Annotated in this window: 17 protein-coding genes; 9 read left to right on the top strand and 8 right to left on the bottom strand. The window is 60.3% G+C overall.

The features are described from left to right. Positions 1-21: 21 nt before the first annotated feature. Genes AC07N4_RS10505 through tldD form a run of 3 tightly spaced genes read left to right on the top strand, consistent with a single transcriptional unit; the run spans position 22 to position 6,192 of the window. Positions 22-3,825 carry a YhdP family protein gene (locus AC07N4_RS10505; RefSeq protein ID WP_493065277.1) on the top strand — a complete coding sequence of 1,268 codons (3,804 nt, stop codon included), beginning with the start codon at positions 22-24 and terminating at the stop codon, positions 3,823-3,825. Between the two features lie 58 nt (positions 3,826-3,883). Continuing rightward, positions 3,884-4,744 (top strand): carbon-nitrogen hydrolase family protein, encoded by an 861-nt coding sequence (locus AC07N4_RS10500; protein ID WP_493065278.1) that lies wholly within the window; start codon positions 3,884-3,886, stop codon positions 4,742-4,744. Positions 4,745-4,749: 5 nt separating this feature from the next. Then, positions 4,750-6,192 (top strand): metalloprotease TldD, encoded by a 1,443-nt coding sequence (tldD, locus tag AC07N4_RS10495; RefSeq protein WP_085711794.1) that lies wholly within the window; start codon positions 4,750-4,752, stop codon positions 6,190-6,192. A gap of 51 nt (positions 6,193-6,243) precedes the next feature. Here the strand turns inward: tldD and yjgA are convergent, their stop codons facing one another. Next, a complete protein-coding gene (gene yjgA, locus AC07N4_RS10490; RefSeq protein WP_096818946.1) occupies positions 6,244-6,768 on the bottom strand; it encodes a ribosome biogenesis factor YjgA in 525 nt (174 codons plus the stop codon). Between the two features lie 108 nt (positions 6,769-6,876). Here yjgA and pmbA point away from each other — a divergent pair, with 108 nt between their 5' ends. Beyond that, complete coding sequence (gene pmbA / locus AC07N4_RS10485; RefSeq protein WP_096818948.1) at positions 6,877-8,223, top strand: metalloprotease PmbA; 1,347 nt, start codon at positions 6,877-6,879, stop codon at positions 8,221-8,223. 94 nt (positions 8,224-8,317) lie between these two features. Here the strand turns inward: pmbA and AC07N4_RS10480 are convergent, their stop codons facing one another. Both AC07N4_RS10480 and AC07N4_RS10475 read right to left on the bottom strand, forming a co-directional pair. Beyond that, positions 8,318-8,575, bottom strand: a complete 258-nt coding sequence (locus AC07N4_RS10480) for a hypothetical protein (RefSeq protein WP_102619438.1) — start codon at positions 8,573-8,575, stop codon at positions 8,318-8,320. 117 nt (positions 8,576-8,692) lie between these two features. Then, entirely contained in the window at positions 8,693-8,971 is a 279-nt protein-coding gene (locus tag AC07N4_RS10475; protein ID WP_102619439.1) for a hypothetical protein, read from the bottom strand. Positions 8,972-9,337: 366 nt separating this feature from the next. Between AC07N4_RS10475 and AC07N4_RS10470 the strand changes: the two genes are divergently transcribed. The 5 genes from AC07N4_RS10470 to AC07N4_RS10450 are packed head-to-tail and all read left to right on the top strand — an operon-like array spanning position 9,338 to position 13,107. After that, positions 9,338-9,745, top strand: a complete 408-nt coding sequence (locus AC07N4_RS10470; RefSeq protein WP_085608076.1) for a FagA protein — start codon at positions 9,338-9,340, stop codon at positions 9,743-9,745. After that, the gene (locus AC07N4_RS10465) at positions 9,726-11,102 is read left to right on the top strand and encodes a class II fumarate hydratase (protein WP_096818950.1); all 1,377 of its coding nucleotides are present in this window, start codon (positions 9,726-9,728) and stop codon (positions 11,100-11,102) included. The genes AC07N4_RS10470 and AC07N4_RS10465 overlap by 20 nt, the downstream gene beginning before the upstream one ends. A 27-nt stretch (positions 11,103-11,129) precedes the next feature. Then, a complete protein-coding gene (locus tag AC07N4_RS10460) occupies positions 11,130-11,570 on the top strand; it encodes a DUF2753 family protein (protein WP_096818952.1) in 441 nt (146 codons plus the stop codon). A gap of 1 nt (position 11,571) precedes the next feature. Beyond that, positions 11,572-12,183, top strand: coding sequence for a superoxide dismutase (locus AC07N4_RS10455; RefSeq protein WP_096818954.1), 612 nt, complete (start codon positions 11,572-11,574; stop codon positions 12,181-12,183). A gap of 30 nt (positions 12,184-12,213) precedes the next feature. Next, entirely contained in the window at positions 12,214-13,107 is an 894-nt protein-coding gene (locus tag AC07N4_RS10450) for a ZIP family metal transporter (protein ID WP_273539079.1), read from the top strand. Between the two features lie 40 nt (positions 13,108-13,147). On the opposite strand, the gene AC07N4_RS10445 is transcribed toward AC07N4_RS10450, so the two are convergent. From AC07N4_RS10445 to AC07N4_RS10425, 5 genes are all read right to left on the bottom strand, one after another. Further along, positions 13,148-13,423, bottom strand: coding sequence for an HPr family phosphocarrier protein (locus tag AC07N4_RS10445; protein WP_096818959.1), 276 nt, complete (start codon positions 13,421-13,423; stop codon positions 13,148-13,150). A gap of 15 nt (positions 13,424-13,438) precedes the next feature. After that, complete coding sequence (gene rapZ / locus AC07N4_RS10440; RefSeq protein ID WP_493065279.1) at positions 13,439-14,296, bottom strand: RNase adapter RapZ; 858 nt, start codon at positions 14,294-14,296, stop codon at positions 13,439-13,441. Positions 14,297-14,298: 2 nt separating this feature from the next. Next, entirely contained in the window at positions 14,299-14,763 is a 465-nt protein-coding gene (gene ptsN, locus AC07N4_RS10435) for a PTS IIA-like nitrogen regulatory protein PtsN (RefSeq protein ID WP_096818963.1), read from the bottom strand. An 11-nt stretch (positions 14,764-14,774) separates the two neighbouring features. Further along, positions 14,775-15,083 carry a ribosome hibernation-promoting factor, HPF/YfiA family gene (gene hpf / locus AC07N4_RS10430; protein ID WP_007953578.1) on the bottom strand — a complete coding sequence of 103 codons (309 nt, stop codon included), beginning with the start codon at positions 15,081-15,083 and terminating at the stop codon, positions 14,775-14,777. A 73-nt stretch (positions 15,084-15,156) separates the two neighbouring features. Next, positions 15,157-16,650: an RNA polymerase factor sigma-54 gene (locus tag AC07N4_RS10425; protein ID WP_011332472.1), complete on the bottom strand. Its 1,494-nt coding sequence runs from the start codon at positions 16,648-16,650 to the stop codon at positions 15,157-15,159. Positions 16,651-16,704 lie beyond the last annotated feature (54 nt).

Below are 16,704 nucleotides of genomic sequence, written 5' to 3'. Positions count from 1 at the left end.
TTGCCATGGGAGCCAACTGACATGGAACGTCTGACATGCATTCTGGCCGCACTGACCCGTTGGGGTCTGGGCCTGTGCGCGTTGGTTCTGGTGTTGATGGCGTTGTACGTCAGCCTCGGCCGGGAACTCACGCCACTGGTGGCCGAATACCGTACCGACATCGAAGACAAGGCCAGCGCAGCCTTGGGCATGCCGTTGCAGATCGGTGAGCTGGAAGGCAACTGGAGCGGATTTGCGCCGATCCTGCTGGCCCACGACGTGATGGTCGGCGACGGTGCCAATGCGCTGCGCCTGGATCGGGTGCGTGCCGTGCCGGATCTGTGGGCCAGTCTGCTGGCTCGCGAAGTGCGTATCGCGCACCTTGAACTCAATGGTCTGAAGATCAGCCTCAAGGAAGGCGAAGACGGCCAGTGGGCGCTGGAAGGGTTGCCGGTGCAGCAGGATCAGCCCATGGATCCCGAGCAACTGTTCAACCGTATGCAAGTGGTCCAGCAATTGTCGGTGCTCGACAGCCAGGTGACCTTGCAGCCGCGGGACCAGGCGCCGCTGACGTTTACTTACGTCGGCCTCAATCTCAAGACCGGTCTCAATCGTCAGCGCCTCGACGCGCGACTGACCTTGCCCGACGGGCAACCCGTTGCACTGAGCCTGCGTACGCGGATTCGTGCCAGCCAGTTGCAGGACAGCGCGGTCGAGGGCTACGTCAGCCTGCCGCAAAGCGACTGGGCGAAATGGCTGCCCGAGCGCCTGACCCAGCAGTGGAATTTCTCCGAGATCAAGGCCGGCGGCGAGTTGTGGGTCAACTGGAGCGAGGGCGCGTTGCAAAGCGCCGCCATTCGCCTCAACGCTCCGCAATTGACCGGTGCCTACGCCGAGCGCAAGCCGATCCAGATCAACAATCTGGCGCTCAACGGTTACTTCCAGCGCAGTGCCGAGGGCGCGACCGTCACCCTCGATTCGCTGGCGATGAATTTTGGCGAGACCCGCTGGGAGTCCCGTGTTCAGGTCAAGCAGACCGCCGCCACCGACAAGGTCGATGAGCTCTGGCATCTGCAGGCCGATCGCCTCGATCTGACGCCGATCACTCCGTTGCTCAATGCATTGGGCCCGCTGCCGCAAGGCTTTGCCACCGTGGTCGAGCATCTGAAAGTGACCGGTGGCTTGCGCAATGTGCTGCTGGATTTCCGGCCCAACGCCACCGACGACAGCAAATTCAGTTTCGCCGCCAACCTCGATCAGGTCGGCTTCGACGCCTATCACGGTGCGCCGGCCGCGCGGAATGTCAGCGGCAGCCTGACCGGCAACCTCGGCGGCGGTGAGTTGCGCATGGACAGCAAGGACTTTGTCCTGCACCTCGATCCGATTTTTGCCAAGCCATGGCAATACATCCAGGCCAATGCCCGACTGACCTGGAAGCTCGATAGCGAAGGTTTCACGCTGATCGCACCGTACCTGAAGGTGCTCGGCGAGGAAGGCAAGATTGCCGGCGACTTCCTGATCCGCCTGCACTTCGACCACACCCAGGAAGACTACATGGACCTGCGGGTCGGGCTGGTGGACGGCGACGGTCGCTACACCGCCAAGTACTTGCCCGAGGTACTGAGCCCGTCTCTGGACGAATGGCTGCGTACCGCGATTCTCAAAGGCGCGGTGGATCAGGGGTTCTTCCAGTATCAGGGTTCCCTGAACAAAGGCGCCGCAGATGCGGATCGCAGCATCAGCCTGTTTTTCAAGGTGCACGATGCCGAACTCGCATTCCAGCCTGGCTGGCCGCACGTGAGCAAGGTCAGCGGTGATGTGTTCATCGAGGACAGCGGTGTGCGGATCGTCGCCAGCAAAGGCCAGTTGCTCGACACTCAGGTCAACGACGTCTTCGTCAATATCCCCCATGTACCGAGCGGCGAGCACAGCCATATGTACCTCGACGGCGGGTTTGCCGGCGGACTGGGCGACGGCTTGAAAATTCTCCAGGAGGCGCCGATCGGCACCGCCGACACCTTCGCCGGCTGGGAAGGCGAGGGCGACCTGCAAGGCAAACTCAAACTGGATGTGCCGTTGGCCAAGGGCGATCAGCCGAAGATCCTCGTGGACTTCAAGACTGCCAATGCGCGACTGAAACTGGCTGAGCCGAAACTGGAGTTGAGCCAGCTCAAGGGTGACTTCCGCTTCGACAGCGCCAAGGGTCTGAGCGGGCAGAACATCAGTGCCCGGGCCTTCGACAAACCGGTCACCGCGCAGATCTTCGCCGATGGCGGCCCCGGCAAGCTCAAGACCCGGGTAGCGGCGTCGGGGCAGGTCGAAGTCAAGAAACTCACCGACTGGCTCGGCGTGACTCAGCCGTTGCCGGTGTCCGGGACGATTCCCTATCAACTGCAAGTGAACCTGGACGGTGCTGACAGCCAATTGATGGTCAGCTCCAACCTGAAGGGTGTGGCGGTGAATCTGCCCGCGCCGTTCGGCATGACCGCCGATGTCGGGCGTGACACGGTGTTCCGCATGACGCTGCAAGGTCAGGAGCGGCGTTACTGGGTCAATTACGATCAACTGGCCAACTTCACCTTCGCCGCGCCACCTAGCAATTTCGCCGATGGCCGTGGCGAGCTGTTCCTCGGTACCGGTGAGGCCGTGTTGCCGGGAAACAAAGGCCTGCGGATACGCGGTGTGTTGTCCGAGCTGGACGTCAAACCCTGGCAGGATCTGGTGGACAAGTACGCCGGTCAGGATCCGGGCGGCAGCGCCAAGCAACTGCTCAGCAGCGCAGATTTCAAGATCGGCAAACTCACCGCCTTCGGCACCACGCTGGATCAGGCGGCGGTGCAACTGGATCGCAAGCCCGGCGCCTGGGCGCTGGCCCTCGACAGTCAGCAGGCCAAAGGCACGGTCGGCATTCCCGACGCTAAGGCCGCACCGATTGTGGTGAACCTTCAATACGTGCGTTTGCCGGCACCGGACCCGACGGTGCAGGCCGACGATAACGCCCCTGACCCACTGGCCTCGGTCGATCCAACCAAGATCCCGGCGCTGGACATCACCATCAATCAGCTGTTCCAGGGCCAGGACCTGGTCGGTGGCTGGTCGCTGAAAGTCCGTCCGACCGCCAAGGGTATCGCCCTGAACAACCTCGATCTGGGTCTCAAGGGCATTCTGTTGCAGGGCAGCGGTGGCTGGGAGGGGACGCCCGGTGCCACCAGCAGTTGGTACAAGGGCCGGATTGGCGGCAAGAATCTCGCCGACGTGCTCAAGGGCTGGGGCTTTGCGCCGAGCGTGACCAGCGAAGAGTTCCACATGGATGTCGACGGCCGCTGGCCGGGTTCACCGGCGTGGCTGGCGACCAAGCGCTTCTCCGGCACGCTCGATGCGTCGCTGAACAAGGGGCAGTTCGTCGAAGTCGAGGGCGGTGCTCAGGCGCTGCGAGTGTTCGGTCTGCTCAACTTCAACTCCATCGGCCGGCGTCTGCGCCTCGATTTCTCCGACCTGTTCGGCAAAGGTTTGAGCTATGACCGGGTCAAGGGATTACTGGTGGCGAACAACGGTGTCTACGTGACGCAGGAGCCGATCAAATTGACCGGGCCGTCGAGCAATCTTGAGCTCAACGGCACGCTGGATCTGGTCGGCGATCAGGTCGATGCCCGGTTGCTGGTGACCTTGCCGGTGACCAACAACCTGCCGATTGCCGCGTTGATTGTCGGTGCACCGGCGGTCGGCGGGGCGCTGTTCCTGATCGACAAACTGATCGGTGATCGCGTAGCGCGGTTCGCCAGCGTCAAATACACCGTCAAAGGCCCGTGGAAAGAGCCGAAAATCACCTTCGACAAGCCTTTTTGATCAGCCAGGCCGCAAACCGATGGAGTAGCATGGCTGCCTACCTCTTGCGGAGTTCGCCATGTCTTTAGCGGTGATTCAAATGGTCAGCCAGAGCGACGTGCTGGCCAATCTGCGCGATGCCCGACGTTTGCTCGAACAAGCGGCCAACGCTGGCGCGAAGCTGGCGGTGCTGCCGGAAAACTTCGCGGCCATGGGGCGTCGCGACATCGCTGATATCGGCCGTGCCGAAGCACTTGGCGAAGGCCCGATCCTGCCGTGGTTGAAACAGACCGCTCGCGACCTCAAGTTATGGATAGTGGCCGGCACCTTGCCGTTGCCGCCTGTGGGGCAACCCGAGGCGAAGTCCCATGCCTGCTCGTTGTTGGTGGACGATCAGGGCGAAATCGTTGCTCGCTATGACAAGTTGCATCTGTTTGATGTGGATGTTGCGGACAATCGCGGCCGTTACCGTGAATCCGATGACTATGCTTATGGCAGTGGCGTGGTGGTTGCGGACACGCCGGTCGGCCGAATCGGCCTGACGGTGTGTTACGACCTGCGCTTCCCGGAGCTGTACAGCGAGTTGCGTGCGGCGGGGGCTGAATTGATTACCGCGCCGTCGGCCTTCACCGCGGTGACCGGTGCGGCGCACTGGGACGTGTTGATCCGTGCACGGGCGATTGAAACCCAGTGCTACGTGCTGGCGGCGGCCCAGGGCGGGGTGCATCCGGGGCCGCGGGAAACCTTTGGCCGTGCGGCGATTATCGATCCGTGGGGCCGCGTGCTGGCGCAACAGGAACAAGGCGAAGCCGTGTTGCTGGCCGAGCGCGACAGTGACGAACAGGCGTCCATCCGGGCGCGAATGCCGGTGACGGGTCATCGGCGGTTTTTTTCGCAGGGCGCACAGCGACCTGCTTCAGAACACGAATTTAAGGCGTAAAACCTATGAGCGAGTTGTTGTCCTCAGTCAGTGATCACCTGTTGGCGCCTGGCGGCGTGACGATCGAGAGCCTGCAAGGCGTGCTCGGTGATCTGGCGGGTCCAGGCATCGATGCGGCCGACCTGTATTTCCAGGGGCAGATTTCCGAGTCCTGGTCGCTGGAAGACGGCATCGTCAAGGAAGGCAGTTTCAACCTCGATCAGGGTGTTGGTGTGCGTGCGCAGTCCGGCGAAAAAACCGGTTTTGCCTACAGCAACGCGATCACCCTCGAAGCCCTTGGCGCGGCGGCCCGTGCGGCCCGTTCGATTTCCCGTGCCGGGCAGAACGGCACGGTGCAGGCGTTCAGCACGCAAGACGTCGCCCAGTTGTACGCGCCGGACAACCCGCTGGAAGTGCTGAGCCGCGCCGAAAAAGTTGAACTGCTCAAACGCATCGATGTTGCCACTCGCGCCCTCGATCCGCGTATCCAGCAGGTCAGCGTGAGCATGGCCGGGGTCTGGGAGCGGATTCTCGTGGCCTCGACCGACGGTGGCCTGGCTGCCGACGTGCGTCCTTTGGTGCGATTCAACGTCAGTGTGATCGTCGAGCAGAACGGTCGTCGCGAACGTGGCGGCCATGGCGGCGGCGGGCGTACCGACTACCGTTATTTCCTCGCCGAAGACCGCGCCATGGGTTATGCCCGTGAAGCGTTGCGTCAGGCGCTGGTGAATCTGGAAGCGATTCCGGCACCGGCCGGCACCTTGCCGGTTGTTCTGGGTTCGGGTTGGTCCGGCGTGCTGCTTCACGAAGCGGTCGGCCACGGTCTGGAAGGCGATTTTAACCGCAAGGGCAGTTCTGCCTACAGCGGGCGTATGGGCGAGATGGTTGCTTCGAAGCTCTGCACCATCGTCGATGACGGCACATTGGCCGGTCGTCGCGGTTCCCTGAGCGTCGATGATGAAGGCACGCCGACCGAGTGCACCACACTGATCGAAAACGGCGTGCTCAAGGGCTATATGCAGGACAAGCTCAATGCGCGCCTGATGGGCGTCGCCCGCACCGGCAACGGTCGCCGCGAGTCCTACGCGCACTTGCCGATGCCGCGGATGACCAACACTTACATGCTCGGCGGCCAGAGCGATCCGGCGGAAATCATCGCGTCGGTGAAGAAGGGTATCTACTGCGCCAACCTTGGTGGCGGTCAAGTCGACATCACCAGCGGCAAGTTCGTGTTCTCCACCAGCGAGGCTTACCTGATCGAGGACGGCAAGATCACCGCGCCGGTCAAAGGCGCGACGTTGATCGGCAACGGTCCGGAAGCGATGAGTCGGGTGTCGATGGTCGGTAACGATCTGGCGCTGGACAGCGGTGTGGGGACTTGCGGCAAGGATGGGCAATCGGTGCCGGTGGGCGTGGGTCAGCCGACGCTGAAGATCGATGCGATCACCGTGGGTGGCACGGGCGCATAAGAAAGGATGGAGCTTCGGGTGGCGCGCAGTGCGGCCACCCGGTGGCGAATATCAACGCAGACCGCGTTGAGTCTCGTCCAGCTCACGGATGTACTTGAAGATCTTGCGGCTCGAGGCAGGAGGTTTGTTTTGCGCAACCTCATGCTGGGCCTGACGGATCAGGGAACGCAGTTGCTGGCGGTCGGCGTCCGGGTACTCGACGACGAATTTCTCCAGCACGGCATCGTCACCGCCGATCAGGCGGTCACGCCAGCGTTCGAGGTTGTGGAAACGCTCGTTGTACTGACGGGTAGAGGCATCGAGTTGATCGAGCAAGGTGAGAATGGCGTCAGTGTCCTGATCGCGCATCAGTTTGCCGATGAACTGCAAGTGCCGTTTACGCGCGATGTTCGCGGTGTGCTTGGGCGCATCGGCCAGGGCCCGGCGCAAGGCGTCGGTCAATGGCAGTTTCGCCTGCAAGTCGGGCTTGAGCGTTGTAAGGCGCTCGCCAAGGTCAACCAGAGCATGCAGCTCGCGTTTGACCTGGGATTTGCTTTTTTCTCCCGTATCGAGGGAGTCGTCGTAAGAATCAACCATGGTGGCAGTCCGCAAAGAAACGCCGCCATGATAACCAGTCGGGGGCCGCTTGTCCGGCCCGGTCGCTCGAAGGCCCCAGCCGAAAGCAGAATTTGAGTGGAGATGAGCATGAGTGCAGTTGAAAGCGTCGGCCCACAGGCATTGCCGGCACTGCAGGAACAGGTCGAGCAGATCATCGCCGAAGCCAAGCGTCAGGGTGCCAGTGCCTGCGAAGTAGCGGTGTCGCTGGAGCAGGGCCTGTCGACGTCGGTGCGTCAACGTGAAGTCGAAACGGTCGAGTTCAACCGCGATCAGGGCTTTGGCATCACCTTGTATGTCGGCCAGCGCAAGGGCTCGGCCAGCACGTCCGCTACCGGGCCGGATGCGATTCGCGAGACCGTCGCTGCGGCGCTGGCGATTGCCAAGCACACCTCCGAAGACGAAGCTTCGGGGCTGGCCGATGCCGCGCTGATGGCCAGGGATATTCAGGATTTCGACCTGTTCCACCAATGGGACATCACCCCGGAACAAGCCATCGAGAAGGCGCTGCTCTGTGAAGCCGCGGCGTTCGACACCGATGCACGGATCAAGAATGCCGATGGCACCACCCTCAGCACTCATCAGGGTTGCCGCGTGTATGGCAACAGCCACGGTTTCATCGGTGGTTACGCCTCGACTCGACACAGCCTGAGCTGCGTGATGATCGCCGAGGCCGATGGTCAGATGCAGCGTGATTACTGGTACGACGTGAACCGCCAAGGCAGTTTGCTGGCTGACCCGGTGAGCATCGGTCAGCGCGCTGCACAGCGAGCGGCGAGCCGACTGGGCGCACGCCCGGTACCGACTTGCGAAGTGCCGGTGCTGTTTTCCGCCGAGCTGGCGGGTGGGTTGTTTGGCAGTTTCCTGTCGGCGATTTCCGGCGGCAGTCTGTACCGCAAATCGTCGTTCCTCGAAGGCACGCTGGGGCAGAAGCTGTTCCCTGAATGGCTGACCATCGACGAGCGCCCGCACCTGATGCGCGCCATGGGCAGTGCGTCGTACGACGGTGACGGTCTGGCGACCTATGCCAAACCGTTCGTCGAAAAGGGCGAACTGGTGTCGTACATCCTCGGCACCTATTCCGGTCGAAAGCTCGGCATGCCAAGCACCGCCAACGCAGGCGGTGTGCACAACCTGTTCGTCACCCATGGCGATGAAGACCAGGCAGCACTGTTGCGACGTATGGGCCGTGGGTTGCTGGTCACCGAGCTGATGGGCCATGGCCTGAACATGGTCACCGGCGATTACTCGCGTGGTGCGGCGGGTTTCTGGGTTGAAAACGGTGAAATCCAGTTCGCGGTGCAGGAAGTGACCATCGCCGGCAACATGCGCGACATGTTCAAGCAGATCGTCGCAGTGGGTAACGATCTGGAGCTGCGCAGCAACATTCGCACCGGTTCGGTATTGATCGAGAAGATGACCGTCGCGGGCAGTTGAGTAAAAAAGCGCTTAACAGTGTTTGTTCACTGTTAAGCGCTGATTGAATATGCGTAGTTTTCAGTTTTGAAATCTATCGTCTAAATAAGGAAGTTTAATTTTTGTTTTTTGTGGGGCTTAGAAACGTCACGTTTCGCTCCACTATACCTAATGTTTGAAGTGTGTCGTTGATGGCGTCGAGAACACCAATGTCGGCTGGTGACGCCTTGTTGTTCAGGGTGCGACGAAGAGAAAGATAAAATCCGATCTTGGCGTGAGCAATTTCGTCGCTGATTTCTTTTTTATCGATGATTTTCTGGGCTAGCGTATTTAACTCTGATTCAATAAATGCTGCCAATTCGAGTTGCTTCATGATTACCTCAAATAGTCTTATGGATGTGTGTTATCCAGCGACTTTGAAAATTCCTGGATAAACTGAGCCTTGCGAATCACAAGCGGCGCTTGGCGTTTTCGGCGCCTGAAACGCTGGTTACGCCTCTGGTAAAGGGTGTTCCGGGTTGTCGTTGAAGTAAGCAAGAATGTCCATCGAAGGGGTGAGAATCTTCATTTCTTTAAACGTGCCTTCAATCGTATTCAGCAAGCCAATGTCCGAAGGCTGTGGATTGCCGCGCATCACACGTTGTAGAGCAAGATGAAAGCCGAGTTGAACGTAGGAAACTTCGTCGGCCGCAGGCCCCTTGTCGATAATGCGCTGTGACAATCTGTTTATTTCATTTTCGATGTAAGTATGAATTGGCTTCCGAGGCATTTCCTATCCCTAAGTATTTTTGAATTAAAAGTCCGTTTCACGCGCGGAGTAGCTTAAGGGGTTCTGAGTGATGAGTTAGCGCAGGACTGTTTCAAGTCGTTGTGCAATGTTTCAAAAGTTTTAATCAGGCGATCTGATTGGCAGAGTTGTGATCTTCACTGCCCCCGGAATGTCTGAAATCAGGCGTGGCAACCGTTGGTTGGCGCGCCTTTTTTTTTTCACGCGACGGATCCATTGGCAGGAGGCTGTCGGGGGGGGGGGGGGGGCGCAGATTCTGCGCTGCTGAAAGGCCGGGCAATCCGCGATCTTGCGTTGCGTATCATTATCATCTAATAATAAATCTCATTATCGGATGAGCCCAGGATCATGAGTTCTGCCTTGCACGAGCAGCCGTACCTCGAAAGCTGGCGCTGGATGAGTCGCCAGATCCGTTGCGCCATGGATCCCGACGAACCGCGTCTGATCGAACACTACCTGGCCGAAGGCCGGTATCTGGCCTGCTGCACGGCGACCTCGCCCTGGACTGTCGCTGAAACTTCTTTCCGTCTGCTGCTCGACACGGCCACCGACATCGCGTTGCCGTGGCACTGGCGCAGCCTCTGTCTCGATCAAGCCTGGCGTCCATTGCGTGAAATGGAGCGCCTGTCCCTGTGCAAATGCCGGCTCAAACGCTGGCAAAGCTACACCTGGCAGCTCGCCACTTGCGAGTTGCAACCCTCGATTCCTCTCATTGAATTAGTCCAAGGATTTACCGATGACCAAGACACGTATTGAGCGCGACAGCATGGGCGAACTGCAGGTGCCGGTGGACGCTCTCTACGGCGCGCAAACCCAGCGCGCAGTGGACAATTTCCCGATCAGCGGCAAGCCGATGCCGACCCAGTTCATTCGCGCCCTGATTCTGGCCAAGGCCGCTGCAGCCCGGGCCAACGTCGAACTCAACCAGATCAGCGCTGCGCAAGGCAAAGCCATCAGCGACGCGGCCCAGGGTCTGCTTGAAGGCGACTTCATGCAGCATTTTCCGGTGGATATCTTCCAGACCGGTTCCGGCACCAGTTCCAACATGAACGCCAACGAAGTGATCGCCACCCTGGCCAGCCGCCTGCTCGACGAGCCGGTGAACGCCAACGATCACGTCAACTGCGGGCAGAGCAGCAACGACATCATCCCGACCACCATCCACGTCAGCGCCGCGCTGGCCCTGCATGAACAACTGCTGCCGGCGCTGCTGCACCTGGTGCAAGTGATCGAACGCAAGTCTGAACAAGTCCACCACCACGTCAAAACCGGTCGCACCCACCTGATGGACGCCATGCCGGTGCGCATGAGCCAGGTGCTCAACGGTTGGGCGCAGCAACTCAAGGCCAATATCGGTCACCTGCAGGACTTGCTGCCAAGCCTGCAATCCCTGGCTCAGGGTGGCACGGCGGTCGGCACCGGGATCAATGCGCACCCGGAATTCGCCGCGCGATTCAGCCGCCAGTTGAGTCAATTGACCAACGTGCAATTCACCCCCGGCAAGGATCTGTTCGCGCTGATCGGCTCGCAGGACACCGCCGTGGCCGTGTCGGGTCAGCTCAAGGCCACCGCCGTGTCGCTGATGAAAATCGCCAATGACCTGCGCTGGATGAACTCCGGCCCGCTCGCCGGCCTCGGAGAAATCGAGCTGGAAGGCCTACAGCCGGGCTCATCGATCATGCCAGGCAAGGTCAACCCGGTGATTCCGGAAGCCACCGCCATGGTCGCCGCGCAAGTGATCGGCAATGACTCGGTGATCACCATCGCCGGTCAGTCGGGCAATTTCGAACTGAACGTGATGCTGCCGATCATCGCCCAGAACCTGTTGAGCAGCATCGAGTTGCTGGCCAACTCCAGCCGTCTGCTGGGTGACAAGGCGATTGCCAGCTTCAAGGTCAACGAGTCGCGCCTCAAGGAAGCGCTGTCGCGCAACCCGATTCTGGTCACCGCACTCAACCCGATCATCGGTTACCAGAAGGCTGCCGAAATCGCCAAGCAGGCCTACAAACAGGGCCGTCCGGTGATTGACGTTGCGCTGGAACACACCGACCTGTCGCGCAGCCAACTGGAAGAGTTGCTCAATCCCGAGAAACTCACCGCCGGCGGCGTGTAAACACCGCAACCGCTTTGGAGACTCATCATGGAGCACTGGAAACGCACGATCGAACGGGCCAATCGCTGCTTCATGCTGGGCGAGCTGATCGACGCCCGCGAGGCCTATCTGCAAGCGCTGGCCCTGGCTCAAGTGCTGTTCGAGCGCTGGGCCGATGCCGACGAAGCGGTGGCGGCCTGCGTCATCTCCCATCACAACCTGGCCGACCTGCATCTGCGCCTGAACCAGCCGGAGGAGAGCGCCGAATACCTCTGCGCGATCCATCAGCGCCTGTTGCAGACCATGCAGAACGAGCGCCTGCGCCCGGCCCTGCGTGAGGCGGCGTTGCGCCAGAGCAGCAAGACCTATGTCGAACTGCTCAATTTCATCAGCGAACACGGCGAATACCCGCGCACCCAGCGTCTGCTGCACCCGGATACCGGCAATGCGCGTCGCGTGCCTGCCCAACATCACCATGGAGTCCACTGAAATGGCTTTTACCCTGCCAGCCTTGCCTTACGCCTACGATGCACTGGAACCGCACATCGATGCGCAGACCATGGAGATCCACTACACCAAGCATCACCAGACCTATATCAACAACCTGAACGCCGCGGTCGAGGGCACGGAGTACGCCGAATGGCCGGTGGAAAAACTGGTGGCCAGCGTCCAGCAACTGCCTGAAAAACTGCGCGCGGCGGTAATCAATCAGGGCGGCGGTCACGCCAACCATTCGCTGTTCTGGGAAGTGATGGTGCCAGGCGGTGGCGGCAAGCCGGACGGCGCGCTGGCCAGGGCGATCGATGAGCAACTGGGCGGCCTCGACAGCTTCAAGGATGCTTTCACCAAAGCCGCGCTGACCCGTTTCGGCAGCGGCTGGGCCTGGCTCAGCGTGACCCCGGACAAAAAACTGGTGGTGGAAAGCAGCGGCAACCAGGACAGCCCGCTGATGGGAGGCAATACGCCGATTCTCGGACTTGATGTGTGGGAACACGCCTACTACCTGCGTTATCAGAACCGCCGCCCGGAATACATCAGCGCGTTCTACAACGTGATCAATTGGCCTGAAGTCGCTGCGCGTTATCAGGCTGCACTGGTTTAAGTCTCCTATAAAAACAATCCAAGGCTGACTATGGGCACTGAAACACTGGCGATCGGAAGTGGGCGTATGTTTCGTTACGCATTCGGGTCGCTGCTGCTGTTGGCGGGCATGGCCTTGCTGGTGGCTCACGGACTCGAATGGTTGGACCTGGAGCCGAAACTGTCCCGGGCATTGCAGGGCGGTGCAATCTGCGCGCTTGGCACGGCACTCGGGGCGGTTCCGGTGCTGGTGATCCGCAACATGCCTCAGGCATTGGGCGACACGCTGCTGGGGTTTGGTGCCGGCGTGATGCTGGCAGCGACTGCTTTTTCGCTGATCGTGCCGGGGATTGCCGCCGCAGAAAGCCTTGGCCTGAGCCCTTGGGGTGCCAGTGGCTTGATCTGTTTCGGCATCATGCTCGGTGCTTTCGGTCTGTATCTGGTGGACCGCAAGGTGTCCGGCGCTTCACCGGAAATGCTCATCGGCACCGTCGAGCACCCGGTGATTCCCCCGCGGATCTGGCTGTTCGTGTTTGCCATCATTGCCCATAACATTCCGGAAGGCATGGCCGTCGGCGTCTCCGCTGGCGGCGGCATGCCGGACGCTGACAGCCTGGCGATGGGCATCGCCTTGCAGGATGTGCCGGAAGGGTTGGTGATTGCGCTGGTGCTGGCCGGAGCAGGGATGTCGCGGGTCAAGGCGTTTCTGATCGGCGCGGCATCGGGGCTGGTCGAACCGGTGTTTGCACTGCTCTGTGCATGGCTGGTCAGCCTGGCGGAGTTGCTGTTGCCCCTCGGATTGGCGCTGGCGGCCGGGGCGATGTTGCTGGTGGTGACCCACGAAGTAATCCCGGAGTCGCGACGCAATGGTCACGACAAACTGGCGAGCCTGGGATTGTTGATCGGGTTCTGCCTGATGATGGTGATGGACACGGCGTTGGGATGAGAGGGGGGAGGGAAGCTTGCTCCCTCGCCACCAAAGGCTTTCAACCGCCTTCGTCGAAGTAGTTGTTGATCAGTGCCACCAAGGCATCCAGGGCTTCCTGTTCCTGATGCCCCTCGGTGCTCAGGAAGATTTTGGTGCCCTTGCCGGCAGCGAGCATCATCATCGCCATGATGCTTTTGCCATCTACCGTAGTTTCCGGGGTGCGACCCACTCTGATCGTGCAGTCGGGATACTGCCCCGCCACGCCAACGAACTTTGCCGACGCCCGGGCATGCAGGCCCAGCTTGTTGATGATTTCGATTTCCAGAGCAGGCATCGCGGTGTGAATCCTTTAGCTGAGGTCGCGGTGGCGAACCTGGACGTTCTTCAGGGTTTTCTGCAGGGCCTGACCCAGGCGTTCGGTCAGGTAGACGGAACGGTGATGTCCGCCGGTGCAGCCAATGGCAATGGTGACGTAGGCGCGATTGCTGGCAGCGAAGCGCGGCAGCCATTTGAACAGATACGCATAGATGTCCTGGAACATCTCTTCGACTTCCGGCTGTGCCGCCAGGTACTCGGCTACCGGCTCATCGAGCCCCGATTGCGCGCGTAGTTCCGGTTTCCAGTACGGGTTGGGCAGGCAGCGTACATCGAACACCAGATCCGCATCCACCGGCATGCCGCGTTTGAAACCGAACGACTCCACCAGAAACGCCGTGCCCGGCTCCGGCTGGTTCAGCAGCCGCAGCTTGATGGTGTCGCGCAACTGGTACAGGTTCAGATTGGTGGTGTTGACCTTCAGGTCGGCCAGATCGGCGATCGGGCCCAGCAGGGCCGTTTCATCGTTGATGGCTTCTGCCAGCGAACGATTGGCGCTGCTCAGCGGGTGGCGACGACGGGTTTCCGAAAAGCGCTTGAGCAGGGTTTCTTCATCGGCGTCCAGATACAGGACGTCGCACTGGATGTGCCGGCTGCGGACCTCTTCAAGCAACTCCGGAAAGCGCGAGAGATGACTGGGCAGATTGCGCGCATCGATCGATACCGCGACCAGTGGCTGAGGCAGTTCCGTATGAATCAGTGCGCGCTCCGCCAGTTCCGGGAGCAGGCCGGCCGGCAAATTGTCGATGCAGTAGTAGCCGTTGTCCTCGAGGACATCCAGAGCGGTACTTTTGCCCGAGCCGGAGCGGCCACTGACGATGATCAAGCGCATGTTTAGTGCCCGTTTTGCTCGTCCAGGACAACCTGATACAAGGCTTCGTTGGTGGTGGCGCGACGCAATTTTTCGCGTACGTCCTTGCGGTCGAGCATGCTGGCGATCTGGCGCAGCAGTTCCAGGTGCGCATCGGTGGCGGCTTCCGGGACCAGCAGCACGAACAGCAGGTCGACCGGTGCACCATCGATGGCGTCGAAATCGATGGGTGCTTCAAGGTGCATCAAGGCGCTGATGGGGGATTCGCAACCCTTGAGGCGGCAATGGGGAATGGCGATGCCGTTGCCAAAACCGGTCGAGCCGAGTTTTTCACGGGCAATCAGTGCCTCGAAGACATCTTGCATCTCCAGATCCGGTACTTCCCGGGCGATCAGGTTGGCAATTTGTTCGAGGGCTTTCTTTTTGCTGCCGCCCGGCACGTTCACGAGGGAACGGCCGGGGGTCAGGATGCTTTCAAGTCGGATCATGGGGGTGGGGGTTATCGACCGGTAGCGCCCTGAAGCAGGCTCTGGGTCTTTTCCTTATGCTTTTTGAGTTGTTTATCAAGCTTGTCGGTCAGCGCGTCGATCGCTGCGTACATATCGGTATGTTCCGCGTTTGCGACGACCTCGTTACCGGGAATATGCAGCGTGGCTTCGATTTTCTGCTTCAGCTTCTCGACGCACATCGTGACTTGCACGTTGGTGATCTTGTCGAAATGCCCCTCAAGCCTCTTGAGCTTTTGCTCAACGTACTCACGGAGAGGTTGGGTAACTTCCAGTTGGTGTCCACTGATGTTGACTTGCATACAGCTTCTCCTTCGTTGCCAGTGCATAAAGCGGCAGGCCGAAGAGCCTGCCACTGGAACGCTGTAACGTGGCTTACATCAACCGCTTGCGTTCGCTCGAAGGCGCGATCCCGAGGGATTCGCGGTACTTGGCGACGGTGCGGCGAGCCACCTGAATGCCTTGTGCCTCCAGTAAACCAGCGATCTTGCTGTCACTCAACGGCTTTTTCTGATTTTCCGCGGCAACCAGTTTCTTGATGATCGCGCGGATCGCCGTGGACGAGCATTCGCCGCCTTCGGAGGTGCTGACGTGGCTGGAGAAAAAGTATTTCAGTTCATAAATGCCCCGGGGGGTATGCATGAATTTTTGCGTGGTCACCCGGGAAATCGTCGACTCGTGCATGCCCACCGCTTCGGCGATGTCATGCAGCACGAGAGGCTTCATGGCTTCGTCGCCGTATTCAAGAAAGCCGCGCTGATGCTCGACGATCTGGGTGGCCACTTTCATCAGGGTTTCGTTGCGGCTCTGCAGGCTCTTGATGAACCAGCGGGCTTCTTGCAACTGATTGCGCATGAAGGTGTTGTCGGCGCTGGTGTCGGCGCGGCGCACGAAACCGGCGTACTGGGCGTTGACCCGCAGGCGCGGCACCGATTCCTGGTTCAGTTCGACCAGCCAGCGCTCGTTGTCCTTGCGCACGATGACGTCAGGCACCACGTATTCGGCTTCGGTGGATTCGATCTGCGAGCCGGGGCGCGGGTTGAGGCTCTGCACCAGTTCGATGACCTGGCGCAGTTCATCTTCCTTGAGCTTCATGCGGCGCATCAGCTGGCTGTAGTCGCGGCTGCCGAGCAGGTCGATGTAATCGGTGACCAGACGCTTGGCTTCCGCCAGCCAAGGAGTCTTGGCCGACAGCTGGCGCAATTGCAGCAGCAGGCATTCGCCCAGGTTGCGTGCGCCAATGCCGGCAGGTTCGAATTGCTGGATGCGGTGCAGGACGGCTTCGATCTCGTCCAGCTCGATGTCGAGCTCCGGATCGAAGGCGTCGAGAATTTCTTCGAGGGTTTCGTCGAGGTAGCCCTGATTGTTGATGCAGTCGATCAGGGTGACGGCGATCAGGCGATCGGTGTCGGACATCGGCGCCAGGTTCAGCTGCCACAGCAGGTGGCTTTGCAGGCTCTCGCCGGCGGAGGTACGGGTGGTGAAGTCCCACTCGTCGTCATCGCTGCTCGGCAGGCTGCTGGCGCTGGTCTGGTAGACGTCTTCCCAGGCGGTGTCGACGGGGAGTTCGTTGGGGATTCGCTCGTTCCATTCGCCATCCTCTAGATTGTCGACCGTCGGTGCGGTCTCCTGATAGGAGGGTTCCTGGATCTCGGTGTTGGGCTTCTGTTCGGCGTTGTCGGCCATGGGATCGGAGTTGTCGAAGTCGTCGCCGTCTTCCTGGCGTTCGAGCATCGGATTGGATTCCAGAGCCTCCTGGATTTCCTGTTGCAGATCCAGGGTCGACAATTGGAGCAGGCGGATGGCCTGTTGCAGCTGCGGTGTCATCGTCAGCTGCTGGCCCATTCTCAAGACTAGCGATGGTTTCATGGCAGGGGCTTAACACCTTATTCGCCGGCGCTATGCGCCATCCACTACAGGGCG

This window comes from Pseudomonas sp. GW821-FHT09E04, from assembly GCF_059416185.1.
The sequence above is the reverse complement of the archived record's forward strand: the minus strand, read 5'-3'. Positions and strand labels throughout refer to the sequence as shown.

Excerpts from the sequence above, each read along its gene's own strand:
- AC07N4_RS10460 (WP_096818952.1), top strand. The coding sequence starts at position 11,130 with ATGGAGCACTGGAAACGCACGATCGAACGGGCCAATCGCTGCTTCATG.
- AC07N4_RS10470 (WP_085608076.1), top strand. The coding sequence starts at position 9,338 with ATGAGTTCTGCCTTGCACGAGCAGCCGTACCTCGAAAGCTGGCGCTGG.
- rapZ (WP_493065279.1), bottom strand. The coding sequence starts at position 14,296 with ATGCGCTTGATCATCGTCAGTGGCCGCTCCGGCTCGGGCAAAAGTACC.
- tldD (WP_085711794.1), top strand. The coding sequence starts at position 4,750 with ATGAGCGAGTTGTTGTCCTCAGTCAGTGATCACCTGTTGGCGCCTGGC.
- AC07N4_RS10455 (WP_096818954.1), top strand. The coding sequence starts at position 11,572 with ATGGCTTTTACCCTGCCAGCCTTGCCTTACGCCTACGATGCACTGGAA.
- yjgA (WP_096818946.1), bottom strand. The coding sequence starts at position 6,768 with ATGGTTGATTCTTACGACGACTCCCTCGATACGGGAGAAAAAAGCAAA.
- AC07N4_RS10500 (WP_493065278.1), top strand. The coding sequence starts at position 3,884 with ATGTCTTTAGCGGTGATTCAAATGGTCAGCCAGAGCGACGTGCTGGCC.
- pmbA (WP_096818948.1), top strand. The coding sequence starts at position 6,877 with ATGAGTGCAGTTGAAAGCGTCGGCCCACAGGCATTGCCGGCACTGCAG.
- AC07N4_RS10425 (WP_011332472.1), bottom strand. The coding sequence starts at position 16,650 with ATGAAACCATCGCTAGTCTTGAGAATGGGCCAGCAGCTGACGATGACA.
- AC07N4_RS10445 (WP_096818959.1), bottom strand. The coding sequence starts at position 13,423 with ATGCCTGCTCTGGAAATCGAAATCATCAACAAGCTGGGCCTGCATGCC.
- AC07N4_RS10450 (WP_273539079.1), top strand. The coding sequence starts at position 12,214 with ATGGGCACTGAAACACTGGCGATCGGAAGTGGGCGTATGTTTCGTTAC.
- AC07N4_RS10480 (WP_102619438.1), bottom strand. The coding sequence starts at position 8,575 with ATGAAGCAACTCGAATTGGCAGCATTTATTGAATCAGAGTTAAATACG.
- hpf (WP_007953578.1), bottom strand. The coding sequence starts at position 15,083 with ATGCAAGTCAACATCAGTGGACACCAACTGGAAGTTACCCAACCTCTC.
- AC07N4_RS10475 (WP_102619439.1), bottom strand. The coding sequence starts at position 8,971 with ATGCCTCGGAAGCCAATTCATACTTACATCGAAAATGAAATAAACAGA.
- AC07N4_RS10465 (WP_096818950.1), top strand. The coding sequence starts at position 9,726 with ATGACCAAGACACGTATTGAGCGCGACAGCATGGGCGAACTGCAGGTG.
- ptsN (WP_096818963.1), bottom strand. The coding sequence starts at position 14,763 with ATGATCCGACTTGAAAGCATCCTGACCCCCGGCCGTTCCCTCGTGAAC.
- AC07N4_RS10505 (WP_493065277.1), top strand. The coding sequence starts at position 22 with ATGGAACGTCTGACATGCATTCTGGCCGCACTGACCCGTTGGGGTCTG.